The sequence below is a fragment of the Bradyrhizobium sp. LTSPM299 genome, assembly GCF_000938235.1.
GTDB lineage: Bacteria > Pseudomonadota > Alphaproteobacteria > Rhizobiales > Xanthobacteraceae > Bradyrhizobium.
Genome location: NZ_JYMU01000049.1, coordinates 297,502 through 319,732, shown reverse-complemented (window position 1 = coordinate 319,732; position 22,231 = coordinate 297,502). Strand labels below are relative to the sequence as shown.

General features: G+C 64.1%; 22 protein-coding genes and 1 tRNA gene. 12 read left to right on the top strand and 11 right to left on the bottom strand.

From position 1 onward, the window contains the following. The first annotated feature begins 215 nt into the window (after positions 1-215). Positions 216-1,670, top strand: coding sequence for a dihydropyrimidinase (hydA, locus tag UP10_RS24730; RefSeq protein WP_044589814.1), 1,455 nt, complete (start codon positions 216-218; stop codon positions 1,668-1,670). A gap of 19 nt (positions 1,671-1,689) precedes the next feature. On the opposite strand, the gene UP10_RS24725 is transcribed toward hydA, so the two are convergent. Continuing rightward, entirely contained in the window at positions 1,690-2,607 is a 918-nt protein-coding gene (locus UP10_RS24725; RefSeq protein WP_197086894.1) for a LysR family transcriptional regulator, read from the bottom strand. Positions 2,608-2,720: 113 nt separating this feature from the next. Here UP10_RS24725 and UP10_RS24720 point away from each other — a divergent pair, with 113 nt between their 5' ends. Next, positions 2,721-3,287: a chromate transporter gene (locus UP10_RS24720; RefSeq protein ID WP_044589813.1), complete on the top strand. Its 567-nt coding sequence runs from the start codon at positions 2,721-2,723 to the stop codon at positions 3,285-3,287. After that, entirely contained in the window at positions 3,284-3,814 is a 531-nt protein-coding gene (locus UP10_RS24715; RefSeq protein ID WP_044538771.1) for a chromate transporter, read from the top strand. Before UP10_RS24720 ends, UP10_RS24715 begins: the two co-directional genes overlap by 4 nt. Before the next feature lie 6 nt (positions 3,815-3,820). Here the strand turns inward: UP10_RS24715 and UP10_RS24710 are convergent, their stop codons facing one another. The 4 genes from UP10_RS24710 to UP10_RS24695 are packed head-to-tail and all read right to left on the bottom strand — an operon-like array spanning position 3,821 to position 7,316. Next, positions 3,821-4,204, bottom strand: a complete 384-nt coding sequence (locus tag UP10_RS24710; protein WP_044589812.1) for a cupin domain-containing protein — start codon at positions 4,202-4,204, stop codon at positions 3,821-3,823. A 22-nt stretch (positions 4,205-4,226) separates the two neighbouring features. Continuing rightward, entirely contained in the window at positions 4,227-4,751 is a 525-nt protein-coding gene (locus UP10_RS24705) for a hypothetical protein (RefSeq protein WP_044589811.1), read from the bottom strand. 42 nt (positions 4,752-4,793) lie between these two features. Then, the gene (locus UP10_RS24700) at positions 4,794-5,498 is read right to left on the bottom strand and encodes an SDR family oxidoreductase (protein WP_044589810.1); all 705 of its coding nucleotides are present in this window, start codon (positions 5,496-5,498) and stop codon (positions 4,794-4,796) included. An 18-nt stretch (positions 5,499-5,516) separates the two neighbouring features. After that, positions 5,517-7,316: a thiamine pyrophosphate-binding protein gene (locus UP10_RS24695; protein WP_044589809.1), complete on the bottom strand. Its 1,800-nt coding sequence runs from the start codon at positions 7,314-7,316 to the stop codon at positions 5,517-5,519. A 168-nt stretch (positions 7,317-7,484) separates the two neighbouring features. Here UP10_RS24695 and UP10_RS24690 point away from each other — a divergent pair, with 168 nt between their 5' ends. The 5 genes from UP10_RS24690 (at position 7,485) to UP10_RS24670 (ending at position 13,793) form a co-directional block, all read left to right on the top strand. Then, on the top strand, positions 7,485-8,378 hold the full coding sequence (locus UP10_RS24690; protein WP_044589808.1) for an IclR family transcriptional regulator: 894 nt from the start codon (positions 7,485-7,487) through the stop codon (positions 8,376-8,378). Between the two features lie 152 nt (positions 8,379-8,530). Continuing rightward, a complete protein-coding gene (locus UP10_RS24685) occupies positions 8,531-9,769 on the top strand; it encodes an ABC transporter substrate-binding protein (protein WP_082077240.1) in 1,239 nt (412 codons plus the stop codon). A 55-nt stretch (positions 9,770-9,824) separates the two neighbouring features. Further along, the gene (locus tag UP10_RS24680) at positions 9,825-10,700 is read left to right on the top strand and encodes a branched-chain amino acid ABC transporter permease (RefSeq protein WP_044589806.1); all 876 of its coding nucleotides are present in this window, start codon (positions 9,825-9,827) and stop codon (positions 10,698-10,700) included. Continuing rightward, positions 10,697-13,234, top strand: coding sequence for a branched-chain amino acid ABC transporter ATP-binding protein/permease (locus UP10_RS24675; protein ID WP_044589805.1), 2,538 nt, complete (start codon positions 10,697-10,699; stop codon positions 13,232-13,234). Before UP10_RS24680 ends, UP10_RS24675 begins: the two co-directional genes overlap by 4 nt. Positions 13,235-13,337: 103 nt before the next feature. Beyond that, on the top strand, positions 13,338-13,793 hold the full coding sequence (locus UP10_RS24670; RefSeq protein ID WP_197086893.1) for an HNH endonuclease: 456 nt from the start codon (positions 13,338-13,340) through the stop codon (positions 13,791-13,793). Positions 13,794-13,814: 21 nt separating this feature from the next. Here the strand turns inward: UP10_RS24670 and UP10_RS24665 are convergent, their stop codons facing one another. After that, on the bottom strand, positions 13,815-14,009 hold the full coding sequence (locus UP10_RS24665) for a hypothetical protein (protein WP_044589803.1): 195 nt from the start codon (positions 14,007-14,009) through the stop codon (positions 13,815-13,817). A gap of 195 nt (positions 14,010-14,204) precedes the next feature. Between UP10_RS24665 and UP10_RS24660 the strand changes: the two genes are divergently transcribed. Further along, positions 14,205-15,608, top strand: coding sequence for a serine hydrolase domain-containing protein (locus UP10_RS24660; protein ID WP_082077239.1), 1,404 nt, complete (start codon positions 14,205-14,207; stop codon positions 15,606-15,608). Between the two features lie 33 nt (positions 15,609-15,641). Here UP10_RS24660 and UP10_RS24655 read toward each other — a convergent pair whose 3' ends face one another. The 4 genes from UP10_RS24655 to cpdR form a co-directional block, all read right to left on the bottom strand. After that, positions 15,642-16,706: a ketopantoate reductase family protein gene (locus UP10_RS24655; RefSeq protein ID WP_044589801.1), complete on the bottom strand. Its 1,065-nt coding sequence runs from the start codon at positions 16,704-16,706 to the stop codon at positions 15,642-15,644. A 288-nt stretch (positions 16,707-16,994) separates the two neighbouring features. Then, positions 16,995-17,540: a hypothetical protein gene (locus UP10_RS24650; RefSeq protein ID WP_156180235.1), complete on the bottom strand. Its 546-nt coding sequence runs from the start codon at positions 17,538-17,540 to the stop codon at positions 16,995-16,997. 494 nt (positions 17,541-18,034) lie between these two features. Beyond that, positions 18,035-18,109: transfer RNA gene (locus tag UP10_RS24645), tRNA-Val, on the bottom strand. Positions 18,110-18,190: 81 nt separating this feature from the next. Continuing rightward, positions 18,191-18,550, bottom strand: a complete 360-nt coding sequence (gene cpdR / locus UP10_RS24640) for a cell cycle two-component system response regulator CpdR (protein WP_027583737.1) — start codon at positions 18,548-18,550, stop codon at positions 18,191-18,193. A 302-nt stretch (positions 18,551-18,852) separates the two neighbouring features. Between cpdR and UP10_RS24635 the strand changes: the two genes are divergently transcribed. Continuing rightward, a complete protein-coding gene (locus tag UP10_RS24635) occupies positions 18,853-19,740 on the top strand; it encodes an N-formylglutamate amidohydrolase (RefSeq protein WP_044590097.1) in 888 nt (295 codons plus the stop codon). Positions 19,741-20,103: 363 nt separating this feature from the next. Here UP10_RS24635 and UP10_RS44520 read toward each other — a convergent pair whose 3' ends face one another. Continuing rightward, positions 20,104-20,364 carry a hypothetical protein gene (locus tag UP10_RS44520; RefSeq protein ID WP_156180234.1) on the bottom strand — a complete coding sequence of 87 codons (261 nt, stop codon included), beginning with the start codon at positions 20,362-20,364 and terminating at the stop codon, positions 20,104-20,106. Positions 20,365-20,407: 43 nt separating this feature from the next. Between UP10_RS44520 and hisN the strand changes: the two genes are divergently transcribed. Continuing rightward, complete coding sequence (hisN, locus tag UP10_RS24630) at positions 20,408-21,187, top strand: histidinol-phosphatase (protein ID WP_044589799.1); 780 nt, start codon at positions 20,408-20,410, stop codon at positions 21,185-21,187. A gap of 71 nt (positions 21,188-21,258) precedes the next feature. Then, on the top strand, positions 21,259-22,227 hold the full coding sequence (locus UP10_RS24625) for a Bug family tripartite tricarboxylate transporter substrate binding protein (RefSeq protein WP_044589798.1): 969 nt from the start codon (positions 21,259-21,261) through the stop codon (positions 22,225-22,227). The last annotated feature ends 4 nt before the right edge of the window (positions 22,228-22,231 follow it).

Sequence of the window (22,231 nt, the reverse complement as noted above, 5' to 3'; positions counted from 1 at the left end):
ACGGCTATCTAGTCGCCCCCAGCGGGGAGGCTTCGCCAAAGTCCCCACCTTCCCCGCCAACGGCTCCCATCGCAGCGATTGTTCCGATGGGCGCATCAAGCGCTCACGAACGGTTCATCCGCTGACTAAATTTTCACCTGTCACAGGGCAATCGCGCGGCTTACGCTGCGGGCGATCCCGCTCCCGCAGTCGCGCAACCGTTCCCCGGAGACATCATGCCCCTCCTCATCCGCGGCGGCACCGTCGTCAATCACGATCACTCGCGCCGCGCCGACGTCCTGATCGACGGCGAAAACATCGCGGCAGTCGCCAGCGCGATCGATGCGCCCGCTGATACCACGACCATCGATGCCGGCGGCTGCTACGTGATGCCGGGCGGCATCGATCCGCACACCCATCTCGAAATGCCCTTCATGGGCACCGTCACGGCTGATGATTTCGAATCCGGCACCAAGGCGGCGCTGACCGGTGGCACCACGATGGTGGTCGACCACTGCCTTCCCGATCCCGGCCAATCCCTGCTTTCGGCCTATCAGGACTGGCGGCGCAAATCCGAGCTGGCGGCCGCCGACTACGGCTTCCACATGGCGATCACGTCTTGGTCCAAGCAGATCCACGACGAGATGGAGACCGTGGTCAAGACCTACGGCATCAACACCTTCAAGCATTTCATGGCCTACAAGGGCGCGCTGATGGTGAACGATGACGAGCTCTACAACTCGTTCGCCCGCTGCGCCGGTCTCGGCGCGATGCCGCTGGTGCATGCCGAGAACGGTGACATCGTCGCGCACATGCAGGAGGCGATGATGGCGCGCGGCGTCACCGGACCCGAGGGCCACGCCTATTCGCGGCCGCCGGAGGTCGAGGGCGAGGCCACCAACCGCGCCATCATGATCGCCGACATGACCGGCACGCCGCTCTATGTCGTGCACACCAGTTGCCGCGAATCGCATGAGGCGATCGCGCGGGCGCGCGCGGCGGGCAAGCGCGTCTATGGCGAGCCGCTGATCCAGCATCTGCTGCTGGATGAGCGCGAGTATGAGAGCAAGGATTGGAACCATTCGGCGCAGCGCGTGATGTCGCCGCCGTTCCGCAACAAGGTGCATCAGGACAGCCTGTGGGCCGGCCTGCAAGCGGGATCGCTGCAGGTCGTCGCGACCGACCATTGCGCCTTCACCACCGAGCAGAAGCGGTTCGGGCTTGACGATTTCCGCAAGATCCCGAACGGCACCGGCGGGCTGGAAGACCGCATGCCGCTGCTCTGGACCGCAGGCGTCGGCACCGGACGGTTGACAAACGAAGAGTTCGTCGCGGTGACCTCGGCCAACATCGCCCGCATCCTCAACATCTATCCGCGCAAGGGCGCCGTCGCGGTCGGCTCCGATGCCGATCTCGTGGTGTGGGATCCCGCGGCTACCAAGGCGATCCGCGCCAAGACGCAATTCAGCCGGATCGATTACAACGTGTTCGAGGGCTTCACCTGCACCGGCGCGCCGGCGATCACGCTGTCACGCGGCAAGATTGTCTGGAAAGACGGCGACCTTCGCGCCGACAAGGGCGACGGCCGCTACATCGAGCGGCCCGCCTTCCCGCCGGTCCATGTCGCGAATTCGACCTGGAAGGAATTGACAGCACCACGTGCCGTTCCACGCGGCCCTGTCACGCCCTGACAACCCGCATCGCGTGCGCCTAGGCACCCGCGCGATCCTTCACCCGCTGCGAGACGATCCCGAGCAGGCGGCCCAGCGTTCCGCTCGCGGGCCCCTTCTTGCGCGCCAGCGCGAGCGGGGCGACGAGGCCCGCGGCTCGGTCGAGGCGGAGATAGGCGACGCCTGTGGTCTCGAGCCGCGCCATCGATTCTGGAACGATCGAAATCCCAAGCCCCGCTGCGACGAGACTCAGCGTTGAGACCATCCGCGTCGCTTCCTGCGCCACCTTCGGACTGAAGCCTGCCGCGCGGCAGGCGGCGATGATGCTGTCATAGAGGCCCGGTCCGGTCGGGCGGCGATAAAGGATCAGCGGCTCGTCGGCAAGCGCGGCCAGCGAAATCCGGCGGCGCGTATCCTTGCGGGCGCGCGGATGGTGGTCGGGAACCGCGACCAGCATCTCCTCGTCCAGCAGATGGGTGATCGTGAGGCCCTCGAGCCGCTCGCTCGGCGAGCGCACGAACGCCGCGTCGAGGCGGTCAGCCTCGACGGCTTCGATCAGTTCTCCTGTAGAGGCCTCTTCAAACGACAGCGTGATCGCCGGCGTGTGCTCGCGCATTTCGCGCATCACACCGGTGACAAAGGGATGGAACGCGGCCGAGCTGGTGAAGCCGATCGCGAGCTGGCCCTCCTGGCCCCGGCTCGCGCGGCGCGCCGCCTCCACCGCAAGGTCGACGTCGCGCAGGATCAACCGCGCTCTGTCGACGAAGGCGCGGCCGGCGGCCGTCAACTCGACCCCGCGCGGCTGCCGGCGAAACAGTGGCGCCCCGATCGCCGCCTCCAGCGCGCGGATCTGCTGGCTCAGCGGCGGCTGCTGGATGCCGAGCCCGGCCGCGGCGCGGGTGATGTGGCCCTCTTCGGCAACGGCGACCGCATAGCGAAGGTGACGCAATTCGATCATCTGAAGCATCCATATCCAATAGATATGTATTTTGCCATTTCCATATATTTGAAATTTGGGACGCCGCAAACTAGGTTTGGGTCGACAACGATTCATACGGAGCCGATCCGCCGATGGACGCCGCACCCGCCGCAGTCGAGATCAAGCAGGACGCGCCTGGTGTCGGCGAATTGTTCGCCGGCTTCTTCATCCTCGGACTGACCGGCTTCGGCGGCGTGCTGCCGTTGGCACGGCGGATGATGGTGGAGAAGCGCGGCTGGCTCACCAGCGCCGAGTTCACCGACCTGCTGGGACTCTGCCAATTCCTGCCCGGCGGCAACATCATCAACATGTCGGTGGCGGTCGGGCTGAAGTTTCGCGGCATTTCCGGCGCCTTCGCGGCAATCCTCGGCCTGATCGCCGCGCCGACGGCGGTCGTGATCGCGCTTGGCGTGGTCTATGACCGCTACGAAAACGAGCCGACGGTCCGCCATCTGTTCGGCGGACTGGCCGCCGCCGCGGCAGGGCTTTTGATCTCGATGGCGATCAAGATCGCCTGGCCGCTGCGGCGCGACGCGGCCGGCCTTGTTGTCGGAACGCTCTGCGTGCTGGCGATCGCCATCTTCCGATTGCCGCTGCTGCCGACCTTGTTGACGCTGGCGCCGCTCAGCATCCTGCTGAAAGCGAGGCTCACGCCATGAGCGGGGTCCTCGTCACGCTGGCGCTGATCTTCGCCGAACTCTCGCTGCTCGCCTTTGGCGGCGGCAACACCATCCTGCCGGAGATGCAGCGTCAGGTCGTCGATATCAATCACTGGATGACGGCGCGCGAGTTCGGCGCGCTGTTCGCGCTCGCGCAAGCCGCGCCCGGGCCAAACATGATGGTCGTCCCGCTGGTGGGCTGGCATGTCGCCGGCCTCAACGGCGTGCTGGTGACGTCGCTCGCGAAGTTCGGCCCATCCTCGCTCGTGACCGGTTTCGCGCTAAAACTCTGGGAGCGCTTCAAGGACCGGCCGTGGCGACGCAAGGTGCAGGCCGGACTCGTTCCTGTTACGGCCGGCCTGGTCACGGCCAGCGCCATCGTCATCACCCACGCGTCGGCCGCGAGTTGGAGCCTCATGCTGATCGCAGCGCTGGTGGCTATCGTCACGACCACGACCCGCATCCATCCGCTGCTCGCACTCGCCGCCGGCGCGGCGATCGGCCTCACCGGCCTCGGCCAGCCGTAAGACAACTCAGGCCGGCGTCGCCTCGTCGCTCACCGGCGAGGTGATGACCAGGAAGACGAGATCGACGAGGCCGGAGTTCGAGATCGCGTGCTCGACGCCGGGCGGCAGGAAGATGACGTCATGCTTGCGCACGACCTTGCTTTCGCCCGCGATCTCCATCAGCCCTTCACCCTCGAGCACGTGGTAGATCTGCTCCTGGACCAGATGCTTGTGCCGCGCGACGTGAGCCATCGGCTGATACAGCGAGATGCGATAGTCGAGGTGGCGCGAGCCCACGGTCTCCGGCATCACCAGCGGCTTCGACAGCGCGCCGCCGAAATGATTGGGAAATTCGCGCCACGGCACCTCCGCGATGTTGCGGATCGAGGCGCCATTACGTTCTGCGGCCATCGGATGTCGTCCCTGGTTCGGCTCATCCCTGCGCGGAGCGGCGCTTGACATAGAGCGCGAGCGGCACCGCATAGAAAAAGTGCGACATGAAGCCGCCGATGATCACGGCTGGATCGAGATAGTTCGGATGGTTGTCCGAAACGAGCACGATCGCGACATGCATGACGATCCAGAGCACGACGGCAAAGGCCATCGCCACCAGCGTCGCCTCGTAGCCACGGCGCGCGAACCACGGCCACGCGAGGGCGAACGTCACGCCCCAGCCCAGCGCAAACACGAAATGAATGCCGGTGCCGACGAAATAAGCGATACCGCCAAGCTGGTCCTGCACCGCCTTGCCGAACACCAGCCCGGTCGCGTTGCGGGGAATGCCGGCAAGCGGCATCAAATGCTGGACCCCAACCCAGACAATGGCTTCATAGATCCAGATGACCACGCCGCCGATCAGGCCGCCAAGCAGGCCTATCTGAACCGTTGCTCTGGTGTCGGGCTTGCTGCTCGCACGCGTCGCCGCCGCGATGCTGCCAATGATGCCTTGCGATGCCATCGCTTCTCCTTCCTTGAGAGTTGACGGACGCTGAACGCGCCGTCAGATCACCAGCGCGCCGCCGTCGAGATAGACCGTCGATCCCGTCATGAAGCCGTTGGTCATGCAGGCTGCGATCTGCCGCGCGACATCCTCGCCCTGACCGACGCGTCCGACCGGAAGGCTCGCCGCGGCCTTGGCCAGCATCTCCTGTCGCGCGTCTTCCGGCATCGCCGCCCGGATCGGCGTGTCGATGATGCCCGGCGAGACGCAGTTCACGCGCAGCGGTGCGAGTTCAAGCGCAAGCGCCCGCGCGAGCGCCTCCAGCGCGGCGTTGGCGGCGCTGATGACAGCCGAGTTGGGCCTTGGACGGATGCTCAGGAAACCCGAGACCAATGTCAGCGATCCGCCGGTGCGAAACTCGGCCGCGCGCGCAACGCGCCAGGCGCCCCAGAATTTTCCTTCGAATGTGGACCGCACGTCCTCCATCGCCACGGTCTTGAACGGACCGGTGCGCAACTGCGCGGCGGTGACGACGACATGGTCGACCGGACCGGTGCGCTTGAACAAAGCAGCGACACTGCTGTCGTCGGTGACATCGGTCGGAATTGCCGCGACGTTGAGCCGCGCGGCAACCGCATCGAGCTTCGCCGCACTGCGCGAGGCGATGGTGACATCCGCGCCTTCGCGCTTCGCCAGTTCCGCGGTGGACAGGCCGATCCCGGACGAGCCACCGACGATGACAACCTTCTTCCCTGCAATCTGCATGCTGTCTCCAAACTTCGATCAGGCGGGCTGAAAACGGGTGCCGATCCCGGGCTTGCTCTGGCCGAGCCCCGGCAGCTCCCAGACCCCGGCGCCGGACGGATTGACGTCGGCCGCGATATCGACGTCGATCAGATACGGCTTGTTGGCGGCAATTCCCTTGCGCAAGGCCTCGCCGAGGTCGCCTGCGCGGTCGATGCGGACGCCCTCAACGCCGCAGGCGCGCGCCATCGCGGCAAAATCCGGATTGTAGCGCTGGCCGGAGATCGGATCGTGGAAATCGGTCGCGAGCTCGCGGCCGCCGAGATAGCCGCGCTGTAGCCCGCGGATCGAGGCATAGGCGTAGTTATTCCAGACCACCCAGACCACGGGCAGATTATATTCGACCGCGGTGCCGAGCACGTTGGCGTGCATGAAGAAGGCGCCGTCGCCGCACACCGAGACGCAGGGCCGGTCGGGAGCTGCGAATTTCGCGCCCATCACGCCGGCAACGCCAAAGCCCATCGGGCCAAACCCCATCGAGCCGATCAGCGAATCCGGCCGCCGCGGCTTGCAGAAGCCGAGCAGCCAGTTGTGGTGCACGCCGATGTCGCTGACCAGGATCGCATCCGCCGGCAGCGCCTTGTCGATTTCGGCGGCGGCGCGCTGCGGATTGATCGGCGTGGTGTCGTCGGAAAAGCCGGGAGCGACGAAGCGGTCCCACTCCTGGCGGTAGGTGTCGATCTGCGCCAGCCATTTCTGGCGCGCATCCGCCTTCGCCGTGACGCTGGCGCGGCGATCGAGCTCGGCATGCACCTGCTGCAGGAACACGCGCACGTCGGACATCAGGCCGAGCGCCACCGGATAGTTGCGGCCGATCTCCTCGGGATCGATGTCGACATGGATCAGCCGCGTCGGCGGGATGGTGAAGGAGTAGCCGGGAATCCACGAACTCGAGGTGCGGTCGTCGAAGCGGACGCCGAGCGCCAGCAGCACGTCGGCCTGCCGCGTGGCGTGGTTGGCCTGATAGTGCCCGGCGCGCGCGACCAACCCGAGCGCCAGTGGGTGATGGCAGTCGAGCCCACCGAGGCCGCTGGCCGACGCTGCCACCGGAATCTGCAGACGCTCGGCGAGCTTCTTCAATTCCTCGGCCGCGCCGCCATAGCGCATGCCCTGTCCGATCAGCATCACCGGGCGATCGGCGCCGAGCAACATGTCGACGGCCTTCACCACGCCGTCGGGATCGGCGCCGCAGCGGCTGGAGATATTGCCGTTCCAGGCCTGCGCGTTCGGCGCCTCTTCGGCCGCGGATTCCATGAACACATCGAAGGGAACGTCGAGCACGACCGGGCCTGGCCGGCCCGAAATCATCGTCTTCCAGGCCTGCCGCACCGCGAGCGGCACCATCTCGCCGCGGGTCGGCTGGAACACCTTCTTGCACATGGTGCGCACGGTGGAGGGGAAGTCGGCCTGGTAGTGCCGGTACATCTCCTGGAAGGCGCCACGATTGAACTGGCTGGTCGGCACATTGCCGGTGACAGCCATGAACGGCACCGAGTCGAGGAAGGCGTTGGCGAGCGAGATCGGCAGATTGGCCGAACCCGGACCGCAGGACGTGAACGTCGCGGTCGGCCGCCCCGAGACGCGGTAGTACACATCGGCCATGAAGCCCGCGACGCTCTCATGGTGCACGGAGATCGTCTTGATGTCGGCGGACCGCTCATAGAGCGCGTCGATGAACTGGATGTTGCCGTGGCCGCAGAGGCCGAATACCTGCGGCACCTTCTCCTGGATCAGATAGTCGACGATCACCTGAGCCCCGTTGAGCATGTTGCGTGACATCGACTGCACTCTCCCTTTGGGCTCAACGGCCGGCCGGTTGACCCGGCCTTGGCGGGCAAACCGTATGTCTCATAATACTGTACGTCAATTGCTATTGTGATATATGGATTCTCCAAGCATCGACCCGTCCTGCAAGACTGTGTCGATCGCCAGACAAAAAGAGGCTCCGTGAAACCGCGCACCAAGGACAACACCGCCGCAAAACCCGCCGGCCTGCGCAAGGCCGCGATCGCCAAGCTGGTGCAATCGCCGCATCGCGACATCGACGACGAGGCCAAGAGCCGCGCGCACGGCGGCGTGCAGTCGCTTGGCCGCGCCTTCTCGATCCTCGAAGAGGTCGCGCGTCATCGCGACGGCATTGGCTTAGCGGATGTGAGCAAGCTGGTCGGCCTGCACAACTCCACCACGTTCCACCTCGCCAAGACGCTCGTCTCGCTCGGCTATCTCCGCCAGGAGAAGGATTCAAAGCGCTATCGCATCGGCCGTCCGCTGTTCGCGCTCGCTGCGAGCGCGCTCGACGAGATCGAGATGGTGAATGTCGCCACCCCGATCCTGGAGGATATGTCGCGCGAGACCGGTGAGAGCGGCCATTTCGCCGTGCGCATGGGCGATGCTGTGGTGGTGATCGCGCGCACAGCGGGCCCCGGCGCATTCCAGCTTACCGACCGCGTCGGCGTGGTGCGGCCGGCGCATTGCACCGCGCTCGGCAAGATCATCCTCGCGTCCCTGCGGCCAGACCAGCTCACCCGCTTCCTGGAGCGCGTCGAGTTGAAGCCGTCGACTACGAAGTCGATCACCGAAGCTCCGGTGCTGCTGCGCGAGATCGCCGAGATCAAGCGCACCGGGATTGCCTTCGACGACGGCGAATACAATGCCGAGGTGCGTTGCATCGCCGTCCCGGTGATGGACTTCACCGGCCAGACCATCGGCGCGCTCGGCATTTCCGGCCCCGTCTGGCGGATGACCAACCAGGCGCTGCAGGCCCACGCCAAGGCGGTGCGCGCCACCGCCAACCGCCTGTCAGTCGAGTTCGGCGCCAAGGGACTGGTCAAGCCGGCCTAAAATATAAGCCCGCATAAGACCAAAGGCGCGTGGCCGCTGTTAAGCGTTGACAGCGGTCATCGCGTCCGGAAATATCCTCCAATAATAACAATAAGTCTCTCACAATGTCGCATAAGCGACGAGAGACCACGCGGCGCGCCCGGGAGGAGACCATGATCCGCTACAGCCGACGCAAGTTCCTGGCCGGCAGCGCTGCGCTTGCCGGCGCCGCCGCGATCGGACCGCCATCGATCGCTTACGCGCAGGCCGACAAGATCAAGATCGGCCATTTGACGCCGCTGACCGGCTTCCTCGGCGCGCTCGGCGCCTATGCACAGCTCGGCATCCGTATGGCGCAAGAGGAGATCAATGCCGCCGGCGGCGTGATGGGCCGGCCGCTCGACATCCTCTCGGAAGACTCGGTCAATCCCGCGACCGCCGCGACCAAGGCGCAGCGCATGCTCGAGCAGGACGGCGTCGCGGTCTTGATGGGCGAGATCAACTCGGCGTCGGCGCTGACCATCATGCAGGTCGCCGCACGCAACAAGCGGCTGTTCATGCAGATCGGCGCGCGCTCCGACGCGCTCCGCGGCAAAAACTGCAACCGCTACACCTTTCACGTCGACATCCCCTCGACCGTGATGGTGAATGCGGTCGGCAAGGCGCTGGTGCGCGACAACATGATGAAGGACAAGACATTCTACACCCTGACCGCCGACTATATCTTCGGCCATGATCTGGCGCGTGCTGCCAAGGCATTCTTCGACGGCAATGGCGGCAGGCTGATCGGCGACGAGTTGGTCGCCACAGACGTCACCGATTTCAGCCCGTATCTGCTGAAGATCCGGCAGTCCAAGCCTGATATCGTCTGCTCCAACCTCGCCGGCAACCAGGTCACCAATCTGATCAAGCAATATGCCGAGTTCGGCCTGCCTTACCCGATCGTCGGCTTCAATCTCAACACCGCGGATGCCTGGGCGGCCGGCGACGGCAATCTCAGCGGCACCTGGCCGACGGTCTGGTATCACACCTCGGACGTTCCGGCCTCGAAGACCTTCGTCGCGAACTTCATCAAGAAATACGGCAAGCCGCCGGAGAACCACGCCTGGATCGAATACGTCTCGCTCCGGATGATGGCGCAGGCGATCAACGAGACCAAATCGACCGACACAGACAAGTTGATCGGGTATTTCGAGAAGCAGCCCGAGTTCGACATCCTGAAGGCCCGCAAGGCCTATTTCAGGGCGTGGGATCACCAACTGATGCAGGAAGCCTATCCGTTCACGGTCAAGCCCAAGGGCAAGGCGAAAGACCAGTGGGACACGCTCGAACTCGGCGCCGCGATCCCCGCTCCTGGCGAGTCCCTGGAATCGATCGCGCTGACCAAAGAGCAAAACCCCTGTTCGATGTGAGCCATTCCGCGTTCGTCCCGCGACCATGACCTGAACCGCCGTTAGAGATCGCAGCATGCAGTTCGGGTTCTTGCTGGAACAGGTGGTGAATGGCCTCGTGCTTGGGGGCTACTATCTGCTGATTGCGCTCGGCCTGTCCCTGATCTTCAGCGTCGGCGGCATCGTCAATCTCGCCCATGGCGCGTTCTATGCGCTCGGCGCCTATCTGTCGGTCGAGATCACGCGCTATCTCGGCTTCGGCCCGGCGATCGTGCTGTCGCCGGTCGCCGTGGCGGTGCTCGGCATCCTGTTCGAGCGCTTCATCCTGCGCCGCTTCTACACATCGGACCCGATCCTGAGCCTGCTCGTCACCTTTGGGCTGGCGCTCGTCGCCGAGCAAGCGATCCGGATGATCTGGGGCGCAGCTCCCTTGTCGGCCTCGATCCCGCCAGCGTTCCGCGGCTCGATCATCGTCGGCGACTTCCTGTTCTCGCGCTATCGCCTGCTGATCCTTGCCGTGGTCGCTTCAGTGCTGCTCGGGGTCTGGCTGCTGCTGCACAAGACTTCGTTCGGCCGCGTGGTGCGCGCCGGCATCCAGCGGCCGGACATGGTCGCAGCGCTCGGCATTCGGCTGGAGCCCTACATGACCGTGATCGTGATGCTCGGGGTCGGCATGGCCGCGCTCGGCGGCGCGTTCTTTGCGCCGATATCAATCGTGCATCCGGCGATGGGCGCCGAGATCATTACGGTCGCCTTCGTCGTCGTTGTGATCGGCGGGCTCGGCAGCTTCTGGGGCGTGGTGATCGCGGCGCTGCTGGTCGGCGTGGTCAGGGGCATCACCATCCATTTCGCGCCGGCCGCGGGCGAAGCCTCGATCTACATATTGATGTTCCTGGTGCTCATGGTGCGGCCGCGCGGCCTGCTCGGCGAGCGGATCGAGAAATTCGAATGACGCTCACGGCGACGGAGAAATATCGCCCGCTGCTATTGGCGACGCTGACGCTGATCGCGTTGCCGTTCCTTCTGCGCGCGCTCGGGCTGTCCTTGAACAGCGGCACGACGGTGGTGGCGTTCGCGGTCGCAGCGATGGGGCTCAACCTCTGCATCGGCTACACCGGCCTCGTCTCGTTCGGTCACGGCACCTGGTTCGGCATCGGCGCCTATGCCGCCGGGCTGATCCAGCTGCATTATTTCCCCGACGAGATCTGGCGGCCGTTGCTATCAGCGACGGTCGTGGTCGCGGTCACCGCGACGCTGGTCGGCATCGTCATCCTGCGCCGGCGCGGAGTCTATTTCTCGCTGCTGACGCTGGCGCTCGCGGCGCTGACCTACACCACCGCATTCCGCTGGAGCAGCCTGACCGGCGGCGAGGACGGGCTCGGCGGATTGCAGCGCGGCCGGCTCGGCCCGCTCAATCTCGACGACACGCTGACTTATTATGTCGTGGTCGCGCTGATCGCGCTCGGCGTGCTCTATCTGCTGCTTCGGCTGGTGCGCTCGCCGTTCGGCCATGTGCTGGTCGCGATCCGCGAGAACCCGCTGCGTGCGAGCTTCCAGGGCTATCGGATCGAACGCTACAAGCTCGCGGTGTTCGTGATCTCGGCCGTGGTCACCGGGCTCGCCGGCGGCCTGATCGGTTTCCAGAATTATCTGGTATCGGCCGAGGCAGTGTCGGTGCCGTTCTCCGGCGAACTGCTTGCGATCGTCGTGATCGGCGGCATGCGCAGCATGTTGGGCCCGGCGCTCGGCGCGCTGTTCTTCATCCTGTTTCGCGAATTGCTCTCGATCTGGACGCCGAACTGGCTGCTGTGGTTCGGGCTGATCTTCGTCGCCTTCGTGATGTATTCGCCTGATGGCCTGGTCGGCATCTGGTCGCAGCTCGCGCGCCGGCTGTGGCCCGCGCCGGAAGAGGCCGCCGCGATGAGCCGGCGCAAGACCTATGACGGCCTGCCGCTGCCGGACTTCCTGATCCCGGAAACCCGCGTCGGCATCGTGCTCGAGGTTGGCGGCGTCTCGAAAGCGTTCGGCGGCATCCGCGCGGTATCGAATGCCAGCCTCAAGCTCGCCGCCGGCGAGATCCACGCGCTGATCGGCCCGAACGGCGCCGGCAAGACCACGCTGTTCAACCTGGTCTCCGGGCTCTATCCGACCGACCGCGGCACCATCGCCCTCAACGGGCGCGAAATCCAGGGCACGCCATCTGACCTGATCTGCCATCAGGGCCTGTCGCGCTCGTTCCAGATCACCAATCTGTTCAAGGGCCTCTCGATCTACGAGAATCTGCGGCTGTCGCGGCAGGCGCAGCATCCCCGGCGATTCAACCTCTGGCGCGACATCGACAGCTATACGGACATCCACGCCGAGACGCAGACGCTGGTCAAATTCTTGGGGCTGGAAGGCATCGAGGCCATCGACGGCGGCGCTCTCTCCTATGGCGGCCAGCGGCTGGTCGATCTCGGCATCGCGCTCGGCTCGAAGCCGAAGGTGCTGCTGCTCGATGAACCGCTCGCTGGTCTCGCCGCCGCCGAACGTGAGCGCGTCTCCAACCTGATCCGATGTGTCGCGGCGAAAATCCCGATCCTGATCGTCGAGCACGACATCGATCGCGTACTCGGCTTCTCGCACCACGTCACCGTGATGAACCAGGGCGAGGTGCTGATGACGGGATCTCCCGCCGAGGTGCGCAGCGACCGCCGGGTGCAGGAGATCTACACCGGCTCAGGCATTCCGCCGGTCGAGCATTCGCGCCATGCCGATGCCACCGCCGATACCGCACCGCTCTTGCGCGTCGATCGCGTCAACAGCTTCTATGGCAAGAGCCATATCCTGCATGATGCGACCTTCGACGTCCGGCCAAATGAGATCGTCGCGCTGCTCGGCCGCAACGGCGCCGGCAAGTCGACGCTGCTGAAAACGCTGGCGGGCCTGGTGCCGGCGGCCTCCGGCACCATCGCCTTGGACGGAAGCGACATCTCCCACCTCGCGGCATCAGACATCGCGCGGCTCGGCGTCGGCTACGTGCCGCAGGGCCGCGGGCTGTTCGCCGGCATGACGGTGCGGGACAATCTGGCGCTCGGCCGCCTCGCCCGTGCCACCGACGGCAGCAGCGGCGTGGTGTGGAGCGAGGCTGATATCCTCGAGCATTTCACACGGTTGAAGGCGCGCATGAACGTCGCGGCGGATTACCTTTCCGGCGGCGAGCAGCAGATGGTCGCGGTGGCCCGCGCGCTCTCGGGCAATGTCAGGCTGTTGCTGCTCGACGAGCCGTTCGAGGGCCTGGCGCCGGCGGTGATCCTCGACCTCTTCAAGGTGTTCGACCGGCTGCGCGACAAAATCTCGATCGTGATCGTCGAGCACAATCTGGACCTGGTGCTGGCGCTGGCCGACCGCGTTTTCGCGCTGGAGCGCGGCGCCGTGTTCCACGAGGGCCCGGCGAGCCCGCTGCTGGTCGATCTCGATTACCGCAAGAAGGTGTTGTGGCTGTGAGGAAGCTCGGCTCGCGCCGCGACAGCTATCGTGTCGATGCCGACTCGGTATATGAAGTGCTCATCCGGTGAATGAAGTACGCACGGGGACGATGGCAAGGTCGGTGCAAACCAACGGACTGGTCTACAAGCGCTGCTACGTCGACTGGGGCGGAAGATGTGCCTATTGCGGCGTGGGGCTGCCCAAGGTCAAGCATGTCGACGGCAAGATCCGGGCAAGCGTCGACCATTTCATTCCCCTCGGGAAGGGTGGCCTCAATTCAAGAGGCAACCGCGTGCTGGCCTGCTACCCCTGCAACCTCGCCAAGAACGACACCGATCCCCGCGAGACCAAGCAGTGGCCGCATATCGAACAGCGCCTCGCCGAACTCGCCGTTGCGCCGAAGATGGGTCAACGGAAGCTCAAGATGCTCACGGCCGAAATTGTCGCGCAGGTTTTTCCACAACATAATGCGGATGTGAAGGAAGAGAATTCGCACGACGCCGCAGCGGCTCTCCCGCCCTCCAGTGAGGGAGCCACCGGCGTGAGGGAGCCTGAACAGCGGGATCACCTCACATAAACAGCCACCACCGCGCGCGGCTCAGGCGGCGACGTGGCCCTGCCCCATCTCGATTCCGTGCCGGCGTCCGCGCGCAATGCCTTCGGCAATCGCTTTCGCGACAATCTCGGCGTCATCGGGGGACAGCAGGTCGAGCGGTTTCCATGCGCGCATGATGTCGCGTGCGCGCTCCATGTCCCAGTGAATGGCTATCGGGGGAAGGGGCTTGATTCGCATGGTCGTCACTCCCAACCACAATCTGCGCGAGCCTACATGACCTGCATGCGGACAGCTATGTGTTCGACGGCAGAAATCCGTGCTTTTGCGTCGCGTGGATGCATGCCGGCAGCCACCACGATATCAGCCTGACCGGCCTTGAACGACCTCGCGCGTTGCAGCAAAGTTGCGGCGCAAACTGCGAAAGTGAACCACATGTCGTCCTCGGACCTGGAAAACCGTATCCGGCGCGTGACGTCCGATCTGCGCGAGGAGACAACCATTCCAGGCCAGGTTGGTTCGCCGCGTCCGGTCGAGCAAAGGATGGCGGAAACCAGCACGCCGGCAGTCAGCGTCGGCGTGATCGATGACTTCGAGGTAGCGTGGACACGCGGCTTCGGCACGCTTGCCGCAGGGGCCGCGCCCGCAACAGCGCATACGCCTTTCCAGTGCGGTTCGATCAGCAAGCCGGTGTTCGCGCTCGCGGTGATGAAGCTCGCCGAGACCGGGACCATCGATCTCGACGCCGACGTCAATGAGTACCTGACATCATGGCGCGTGCCGGCCAATGACGGATGGCAGCCACGGCTCTCGCTGCGTCAGCTGTTGAGTCACACCGCCGGCACCACCGTGCACGGATTTCCGGGTTATCCGGCGTCGGGACCATGGCCCACGGTGCCTGATGTCCTGCGCGGCGCCGCGCCGGCGAACAGCCAACCGATCGTCGTCGATGTTCTTCCGGGCACGCAATTCCGCTACTCCGGCGGCGGCACGACGATCGCCCAGCAGACGATCGTCGACGTGACGGGAAAGCCGTTTCCCGACATCATGCGGGAGCTCGTGCTGGATCCGGTCGGGATGACGGACAGCAGCTACCAACAGCCTGCGCCGCCCGCGTTCATCAATCGCGTTGCCCGCAGCCATCCCTGGAACGGCACCGAGACGTCAGGCGGCTATCACATCTATCCCGAAATGGCCGCGGCCGGCCTCTGGAGCAGCGCGGCCGATCTTGCACGGCTCGGCGCTGATGTCATGCGGGCGCTGCGAGGCAAGCCGTCCAAACTCGGACTTGCGTCAGAGACGGTGAGCAGCATGCTTCGTCCGCAGCTCCCGAACCAGGAGGTCGGACAGGATTTCGTGGGGCTTGGCTGGTTCTGCGCAGGTAAGGAAGAAACCTTCCGGTTTTTTCACGACGGCTGGAATCACGGCTACGTCGCCTCGATGCTGATGCTGCCGGCGATAGGCAAAGGCGTCGTCGTGATGGTGGATTCCCACCAAGGCTGGATGTTGCGTGGCGAGATCACCGCTGCGGTGGCGCGTGAATATGGCTGGCCCGCGCTCAAGGATGTGCCCGAGATCAGCGACATCGCGCCTGACATTGCCTACGCCGGCTCTTATGGGAGCGCGAACGAAACAATACGCGTGACGCAGGACGGCAAGCGGCTTCTCGTCACGTTCCCGCCTCAACAGCCGCTGCCGCTGTATCCCGGGATGGGCGGCGAATTCTTCGCAACCGCGATCAACCTGCGTTTGCGGTTTGCCGGCGTCGATCCGGCGAGACCGTCCGAACTGACAATCGTCACCGGCAGCAAGACGGAAACGTTCACGCGCGCCGACTGAGGCTCCGGGCGGCGCGCTTAACCGTAGAGTTGGTCACTCCCCGCCGGATCCGCCCTGCACGATCTTCTCGCTCAGCTTCTGATCGACGATCTCGACCGTGCGGTCGATCTCCGCGCTCGGCGTGCCGAGCTGATGCGAGATCAGCTTCACCAGGAGGTCGACGCGCTCGATGAACGGCGCGCCGGCGGCCACCGCGCGGGCGGCCGATGACAGCTTGAGCAGGCTTTCCGCCGCTTTGGCGTATTTCGGGAACGGGACCTGATCCGCAGGATCGGCGCCGAGACGGCGCGCGATCGTGTCGACATGGTCGTAGATCGACTGCGACAGTTTGAGATCGCCATGCACGGCGTCGCGGATCGATTGCGGCTCCGACGGCGTGATGCAGCGGTAGTTGCCGGTCAGCAGCATCGACCATTTCGCCAGCGGGACGAACAGCGAAGAGAATACTTTCAGCTTCACCGGAACGTCCTGGCCATCCAGCGTCACCGCGTCGATGTCGGCTTCCAGCTCGCGCAGGACCTTGTTGTGCTTGTCGTCGGCAAAGGCGGAGGCCTTGAAGTTTGTCGGCAGGCCGACATGCAGCACGTTCGCCTTCTCGTCCGGCGGACGGAAGGCCTGCGGGTCGGGCGAGCACAGCGTCACCAATCCCGGCTCGAAGCGCTCCCACACCTGCGCGTTGGTGTAGGCCTCCTCCAGATCCATGTCGGCCAGCGCCGGAATCCGCTTGAGATAGGGTAGCGGCGGCATGTTCATGATCGACAGGCACGGCAGCTTCGCCGCCGCGATCTTGATCATCAGGACACGAACCGTGTGGTTGGTGTATTGCGGCTCCTGCATCGCAAGACCGACCATGTCGTAACGCGACAAATCGACGTCGGCGGGCGTCACGGCATCGAGCTTGCCCGGCAGGTCGCGCGAGAAGATCGAGCGGTGCTGCTTTTCGTCGCGCAGCTTGATGCGGACTTCGGTGCCCTCGCGGTTGATCAGCTCCGCCGTGTTCTTGCGGCAGACCAGGGAGACGTTGTGACCCGCCATCAAAAGCTTGGTCCCCAGCAAAGAGCCGTACGAGGCTCCAAGGATCAGAATGTTGCGCGCCATGCTCTCTCTTTCAAAGACAATGCCGGAAGTTTCTTCAACGCCTGAGCCAGGCTTGGCCGACAAAGGTCTGCGTGCGCGGACCATCGGGCCAAGTCTGGTATACCACGGGAGCAACCACTTACTGCAAGGCACGCCGGTGTCCAGCGCAAAGTGAAGGACGCGAGGAATCGCTCTGCCGTCGTGGCCAGACTTGTCCCGGCCATGACGAGCCCTAGCTGATCACCGATTTGCCCGACGCGGCAGGCCCTTGGCCCACTGCTACACTCCGCCGAATGGCCCTGCTCCAACTCACGTCCTGAGCTTGGCTATCTCGTTTCGCCCGATTTGTTCGACCCATGCCGCAAAACGCGGATGTTTGGTGAATCTGCCTTGCAGGGCTGCCAGTTCCTGCTGGAAGACCGGAAGGGACAACACGCGTTCAATGTCGGGCTCCCTGATCTTCCAGATCGCCGGCGGAATGAAGCCATGTACTTTGAGCTCATAGAGTTCGAAGATCGAGTAGATGACTTCATGCACAATTCGGCGCTCTTCCGGCGTCATCTCCAGATTGGCAGAAGCGCTCCCGTCGAAGAATGCAGTCATCGGCAGGCTGCGCCGCAGATCGGAAACGCGGTCGGAATATCTGAGGAAGATGTCGGCGCCCAGACGCCGGTTGTTGGTGTGCAGCGCCGTGTAGATCGCAATGACGCCGACGAGGATGGTCCCAAGTGTCATGAACCTGAGAATATGATCGAGCACGGCGGTTTCTCCTTCTTCCACGCTTCTCGATCGCAGGCGAAGCCGTGGGCGCGCCCTTGCCATCTCCCTTAATGCCGGAGGCACGCCAATCGTCAAGATCGCGGATCACTGATTTGCCAGGCCCATGGGTGCAATCGGCACCCGGCTTTCCCTCCGCCCTCTGCAAGAGGAGAGGGCGGAACGAAGAGCACAGCTCGGACAAATCATGTCGCGAGAATGCGAAGCTGCGTCCCATATAACGCTGTCATCGCCCGGCCTGTGCGCAATTGCGCACATGGACCGGGCGACCCAGTACGCCGCGGCCCATCGGCTCAAGCATAACTGTCTCTGGAATACTGGATCACGCGCATGCGCGGGTGATGACACCGAACATGCTGTTTGACAGGTGAATCAGAATCGCCCCCGTCATTGCGATGAGCGAAGGCGGAAGCAATCCATGTTTCCGCACGCGGCGCTTTGGATCGCTTCGTTCCGCTGGCAATTACGATGCGGAGATAGCGTGGCTTGCCGAGCCGTAGCTCGCGGCAACCAGCCCGCCTTCGCCTTTCGGCTTCGGCGTGGCATCCTTCTCTCGCTTCGCGAGCGAAGGATGGTGGGCGCGACAGGGATCGAACCTGTGACCCCTACCATGTCAAGGTAGTGCTCTCCCGCTGAGCTACGCGCCCGAATTGTCGTATTGGGTCGGGTCCCTATAACGGACCCCGGCGGGGCAGGCAAGGACGCAAAGTCCGGAAAATTGGCCCGAATCAGGCCGCCAGCATCTTGTTCACTTCGCTGACCAATTCGCGGAGGTGAACCGGCTTGGCCAGCACCTTGGCGTTTTTGGGCGCCTCCGAATCGGAATTCAGGGCCACGGCCGCAAAGCCGGTGATGAACATGATCTTGATGTCGGGGTCGAGTTCCGAGGCGCGGCGCGCCAGCTCGATGCCGTCCATCTCAGGCATCACGATGTCGGTGAGCAGCATCTCGAACGGCTCCTCGCGAAGCCGCTGATAGGCCGACATGCCGTTGTCGTGCGGTGAAACCTGGAATCCGGCGTTTTCCAGCGCCTTGACCAGGAAACGGCGCATATCGTTGTCGTCTTCGGCGAGAAGGATTTTCGGCATGACAGGGATCGTCGAATCCGGCTGGAGGATATCGGTCAGAACACTAAGCCCGACAGTCGGTAAATTTCGGGTGAAGTTTGCCCGGACCGCGGCGGCGAGCGCGATCTATTTGTGGACCGAACCACGCATCGAATCAACCAGGTCGCGGTTTCCTGTTCTTAAGACGCGTTCCAGCAGGCACCACACTCTTTTCACTTGGCAGAATGGCCGCGATTACCGACAATAAGCCCCCATAAATCTCCGCTTTTCCGGCAGAACCAATTTTTCCGGATATGACGGACACAAGGGACGGCGCCAAGGGAATGACCGAATTTGCCGGCGAGTTGTCGCCCCCGTTCGAGATCGTCGAGCCGCAGACCTGGCGCGCGCCGGTGATCTTCAATTCCCCGCATTCCGGCTCGGTCTACCCGGCCGATTTCCTGAACGCCTCGCGGATCGATCTTGCTGCGCTGCATCGCTCCGAAGATTCCTTCATGGACGAGTTGATCGCGGATTTGAGCGACCGCGGCTTCCCGACGGTGCGGGTCAATTTTCCGCGCTCCTATGTCGACGTGAATCGCGAGCCCTATGAGCTCGACCCGCGCATGTTCACCGGACGGCTGCCGAGCTTTGCCAACACGCGCTCGATGCGGGTCGCCGGCGGCCTCGGCACCATCCCGCGCGTGGTCGGCGACGGCCAGGAGATCTATCGCGAGCGGCTCGACGTCGACGAGGCGCTGAACCGGATCGAGACGCTCTACAAGCCTTATCACCGTGCGCTGCGCCGGCTGATCAACAAGGCCCACCAGGCGTTCGGCACCGTGATCCTGATCGACTGCCATTCGATGCCCTCGATCGGCGTGTCGCGCGACGAGCCGCGACGGCCCGACATCGTGATCGGCGACCGCTACGGCACGAGCTGCGCGCCGCTGCTGCCCGATCTCGTCGAGGAGACCATGAGTTCGCTCGGTTATTCGATCGGCCGCAACAAGCCCTATGCCGGCGGCTTCATCACCGAGCACTACGGCAATCCGGCGAGCGGCCTGCATACGGTCCAGATCGAGCTCAACCGCGCGGTCTATATGGATGAGCGCCGCCGCGAGCGCGGCCCGCGCTTCGCCCAGGTAGCTGCCGATTTCGCAACGCTGGCCGATGCGCTCGCCGATCTGCCGCTCAGCGATCTCGGCCCGTTCCAGGCGGCAGCCGAGTAAGTCTTTACCGTCATGCCGGGGCACGCGAAGCGTGAGCCCGGACTTCATTGATCAGCAAAACCAGTGGCAAAATAGATTCCGGGCTCGCGCTTCGCGCGCCCCGGAATGACGAGGCCAAGAAAAAAGGGCCGCTTGAATGAACAAGCGGCCCAAGTCTAGGGAGGAAACGCCCAAGGAGGGCAGCGATAGCGCAAGGCGCTACCGCACCGCAACAATATGCCGCCGCGCTGCACAAAGCGCAAGAACTTTCGAAACATTTCCCACGCAATCTGCGCCGGACTGACGAATCTGCAACAGACCGGAAAAGATCAATTTTATTATTTTATATCATACAGTTACAAGAAATGAACGAACTGCTCAGCGTTAGATGCATAGCCCGTATACCAGAACTCGCAGCTTCGTGAAGGCCGCCGCGGCCAGCATCGCTTTCACATCGAAGCCGATTCGAAAGTCGGGAACCGCATCATCAGAGCGGGATAACGTTCCGTTAATCGTGCGCGTCGCATTGGATTGAGCTAGAGCGTTTTCGAGCGAAGTGGATGCCGGTTCGCGTAAAGAAAACGCGTCAAAAGAAGAATCTAGCGCCCGTTGCGATTCCATCGGAACGGAAAAGGCTCTAGGCAAGACCACTTCCGATCCACTCGCCCAAGCGCTTTAGGGAACCGCCGTGACGGTCATCGACTTTACCGCCTTCATCGGCCGGCTCGCGACCGTATCCGGCGAAACCATCCTGCCGTTCTTCCGGACCTCGCTCTCGGTCGACAACAAGAGCACAAACGATTTCGACCCCGTCACCGAAGCCGACCGCGCCGCAGAAGCGGTGATGCGGCGGCTGATCAAGGCGAGCTTTCCGCAGCACGGCATCGTCGGTGAGGAATTCGGCAATGAGCGCGAGGACGCCGACTATGTCTGGGTGCTCGATCCGATCGACGGCACCAAATCCTTCATCGCCGGCTTTCCGATCTGGGGCACGCTGATCGCGCTGCTGCACAAGGGCGCGCCGGTGTTCGGCATGATGCACCAGCCTTATATCGGCGAGCGCTTCTCCGGCGACAACGGCTCGGCGCAGTATTCCGGCCCCTCGGGCGGGCGCAAGCTCACGGTCCGGCGCTGCGCCGCGCTGAAGGAAGCAACCGCCTACACCACGAGCCCGCTTCTGATGAACGAGGCCGACCGCGCCTGCTTCAAGCGCATCGAGAACGCGGCGCGCCTGACGCGCTATGGCGGCGACTGCTACTCCTATTGCATGCTCGCTGCCGGCCACCTCGACCTCGTGATCGAAACCGAGCTGAAACCCTACGATATTGCCGGCCTGATCCCGATCATCACCGGCGCCGGCGGCATCGTCACCACCTGGGACGGCAAGCCGGCCCAAGGCGGCGGCCGCATCATCGCAGCGGGCGATCCGCGGGTGCATGAAGCGGCGATGAAGGTGCTCAACGCCTGATGTCTTGAGTTGCCGGAGTGGCGTTCTGCGCCCATGCTGACTGCAACGAGAAAAGTCAGGGACGGGCGCACATGAAGATTGGCGGCAGACTGTTAGCAGGACTGATCCTGCTTCTCATACCCGTCGCGGCTGCCGCGCAGGATTTCCCGGCTAAACCGATCCGGCTGATCGTGCCGTTCCCGCCCGGCGGGCCGAACGACGTCATCGCGCGCGTGGTCGGGCAGAAGATGTCCGAACTGATCAAGCAACCCGTCATCGTCGACAATCGCGCCGGCCAGGGCGGCGTGCTCGGCACCGATGCGGTCGCGAAGGCCGCGCCCGACGGCTACACTATCGCGATCGCAAGCGCCGGCGCGCTCGCGGTCAGTCCGAGCATGGAGAAGGTCGCCTACGATACGTTGAAGGACCTCGCGCCGGTGACGCTGGTCGCCACCGTGCCGGAAATGCTCGTCGTCGCCACCGACGTCCCTGCGAAAAACATGAGCGAACTCGTCGCTCTGGCAAAAGCGCAACCGGGCAAACTCAATTTCGCCTCCTCCGGCGCCGGCAGCCTGCCGCATCTGGCCGGTGAATTGTTCAAGCTGACGGCGAAGATCGACATCGTGCATGTGCCCTATCGCGGCGCCGCGCTGGCCGTGAACGATCTCCTCGGTCAGCAGGTGCAGATGACCTTCCTCGACCTCCCGGTGATCCTGCCGCAGATCAAGGCCGGCACGCTCCGCGGAATCGCGCTCGGCGGCCGCGAGCGCGCCCCGACCGCATCAGACGTGCCGACCACGGCGGAAGCCGGCATGCCAGACCTGATCATCGAGAACTGGTACGGCATGGTCGCACCATCAGGCACGCCGCCGGCGATCATCGCGAAGCTCAACCAGATCGCGACCACGGCGATGGCCGATGCGAGCGTCAAGGACAAGCTCGCCGAGCAGGGCCTGACATTGGTCGGTGACACGCCGGAGCATTTCCGCGACTTCATCACAGCCGACATCAAGAAGTGGGCAAAGGTGATCAAGGACGCCGGCGTGGAGACGGCGAAGTAAGGCA

Coding starts and splice junctions, on each gene's coding strand:
- hydA (WP_044589814.1), top strand. CDS start 216: ATGCCCCTCCTCATCCGCGGCGGCACCGTCGTCAATCACGATCACTCG.
- UP10_RS24725 (WP_197086894.1), bottom strand. CDS start 2,607: ATGATCGAATTGCGTCACCTTCGCTATGCGGTCGCCGTTGCCGAAGAG.
- UP10_RS24720 (WP_044589813.1), top strand. CDS start 2,721: ATGGACGCCGCACCCGCCGCAGTCGAGATCAAGCAGGACGCGCCTGGT.
- UP10_RS24715 (WP_044538771.1), top strand. CDS start 3,284: ATGAGCGGGGTCCTCGTCACGCTGGCGCTGATCTTCGCCGAACTCTCG.
- UP10_RS24710 (WP_044589812.1), bottom strand. CDS start 4,204: ATGGCCGCAGAACGTAATGGCGCCTCGATCCGCAACATCGCGGAGGTG.
- UP10_RS24705 (WP_044589811.1), bottom strand. CDS start 4,751: ATGGCATCGCAAGGCATCATTGGCAGCATCGCGGCGGCGACGCGTGCG.
- UP10_RS24700 (WP_044589810.1), bottom strand. CDS start 5,498: ATGCAGATTGCAGGGAAGAAGGTTGTCATCGTCGGTGGCTCGTCCGGG.
- UP10_RS24695 (WP_044589809.1), bottom strand. CDS start 7,316: ATGTCACGCAACATGCTCAACGGGGCTCAGGTGATCGTCGACTATCTG.
- UP10_RS24685 (WP_082077240.1), top strand. CDS start 8,531: ATGATCCGCTACAGCCGACGCAAGTTCCTGGCCGGCAGCGCTGCGCTT.
- UP10_RS24680 (WP_044589806.1), top strand. CDS start 9,825: ATGCAGTTCGGGTTCTTGCTGGAACAGGTGGTGAATGGCCTCGTGCTT.
- UP10_RS24675 (WP_044589805.1), top strand. CDS start 10,697: ATGACGCTCACGGCGACGGAGAAATATCGCCCGCTGCTATTGGCGACG.
- UP10_RS24665 (WP_044589803.1), bottom strand. CDS start 14,009: ATGCGAATCAAGCCCCTTCCCCCGATAGCCATTCACTGGGACATGGAG.
- UP10_RS24660 (WP_082077239.1), top strand. CDS start 14,205: ATGTCGTCCTCGGACCTGGAAAACCGTATCCGGCGCGTGACGTCCGAT.
- UP10_RS24655 (WP_044589801.1), bottom strand. CDS start 16,706: ATGGCGCGCAACATTCTGATCCTTGGAGCCTCGTACGGCTCTTTGCTG.
- cpdR (WP_027583737.1), bottom strand. CDS start 18,550: ATGCCGAAAATCCTTCTCGCCGAAGACGACAACGATATGCGCCGTTTC.
- UP10_RS24635 (WP_044590097.1), top strand. CDS start 18,853: ATGACCGAATTTGCCGGCGAGTTGTCGCCCCCGTTCGAGATCGTCGAG.
- UP10_RS24625 (WP_044589798.1), top strand. CDS start 21,259: ATGAAGATTGGCGGCAGACTGTTAGCAGGACTGATCCTGCTTCTCATA.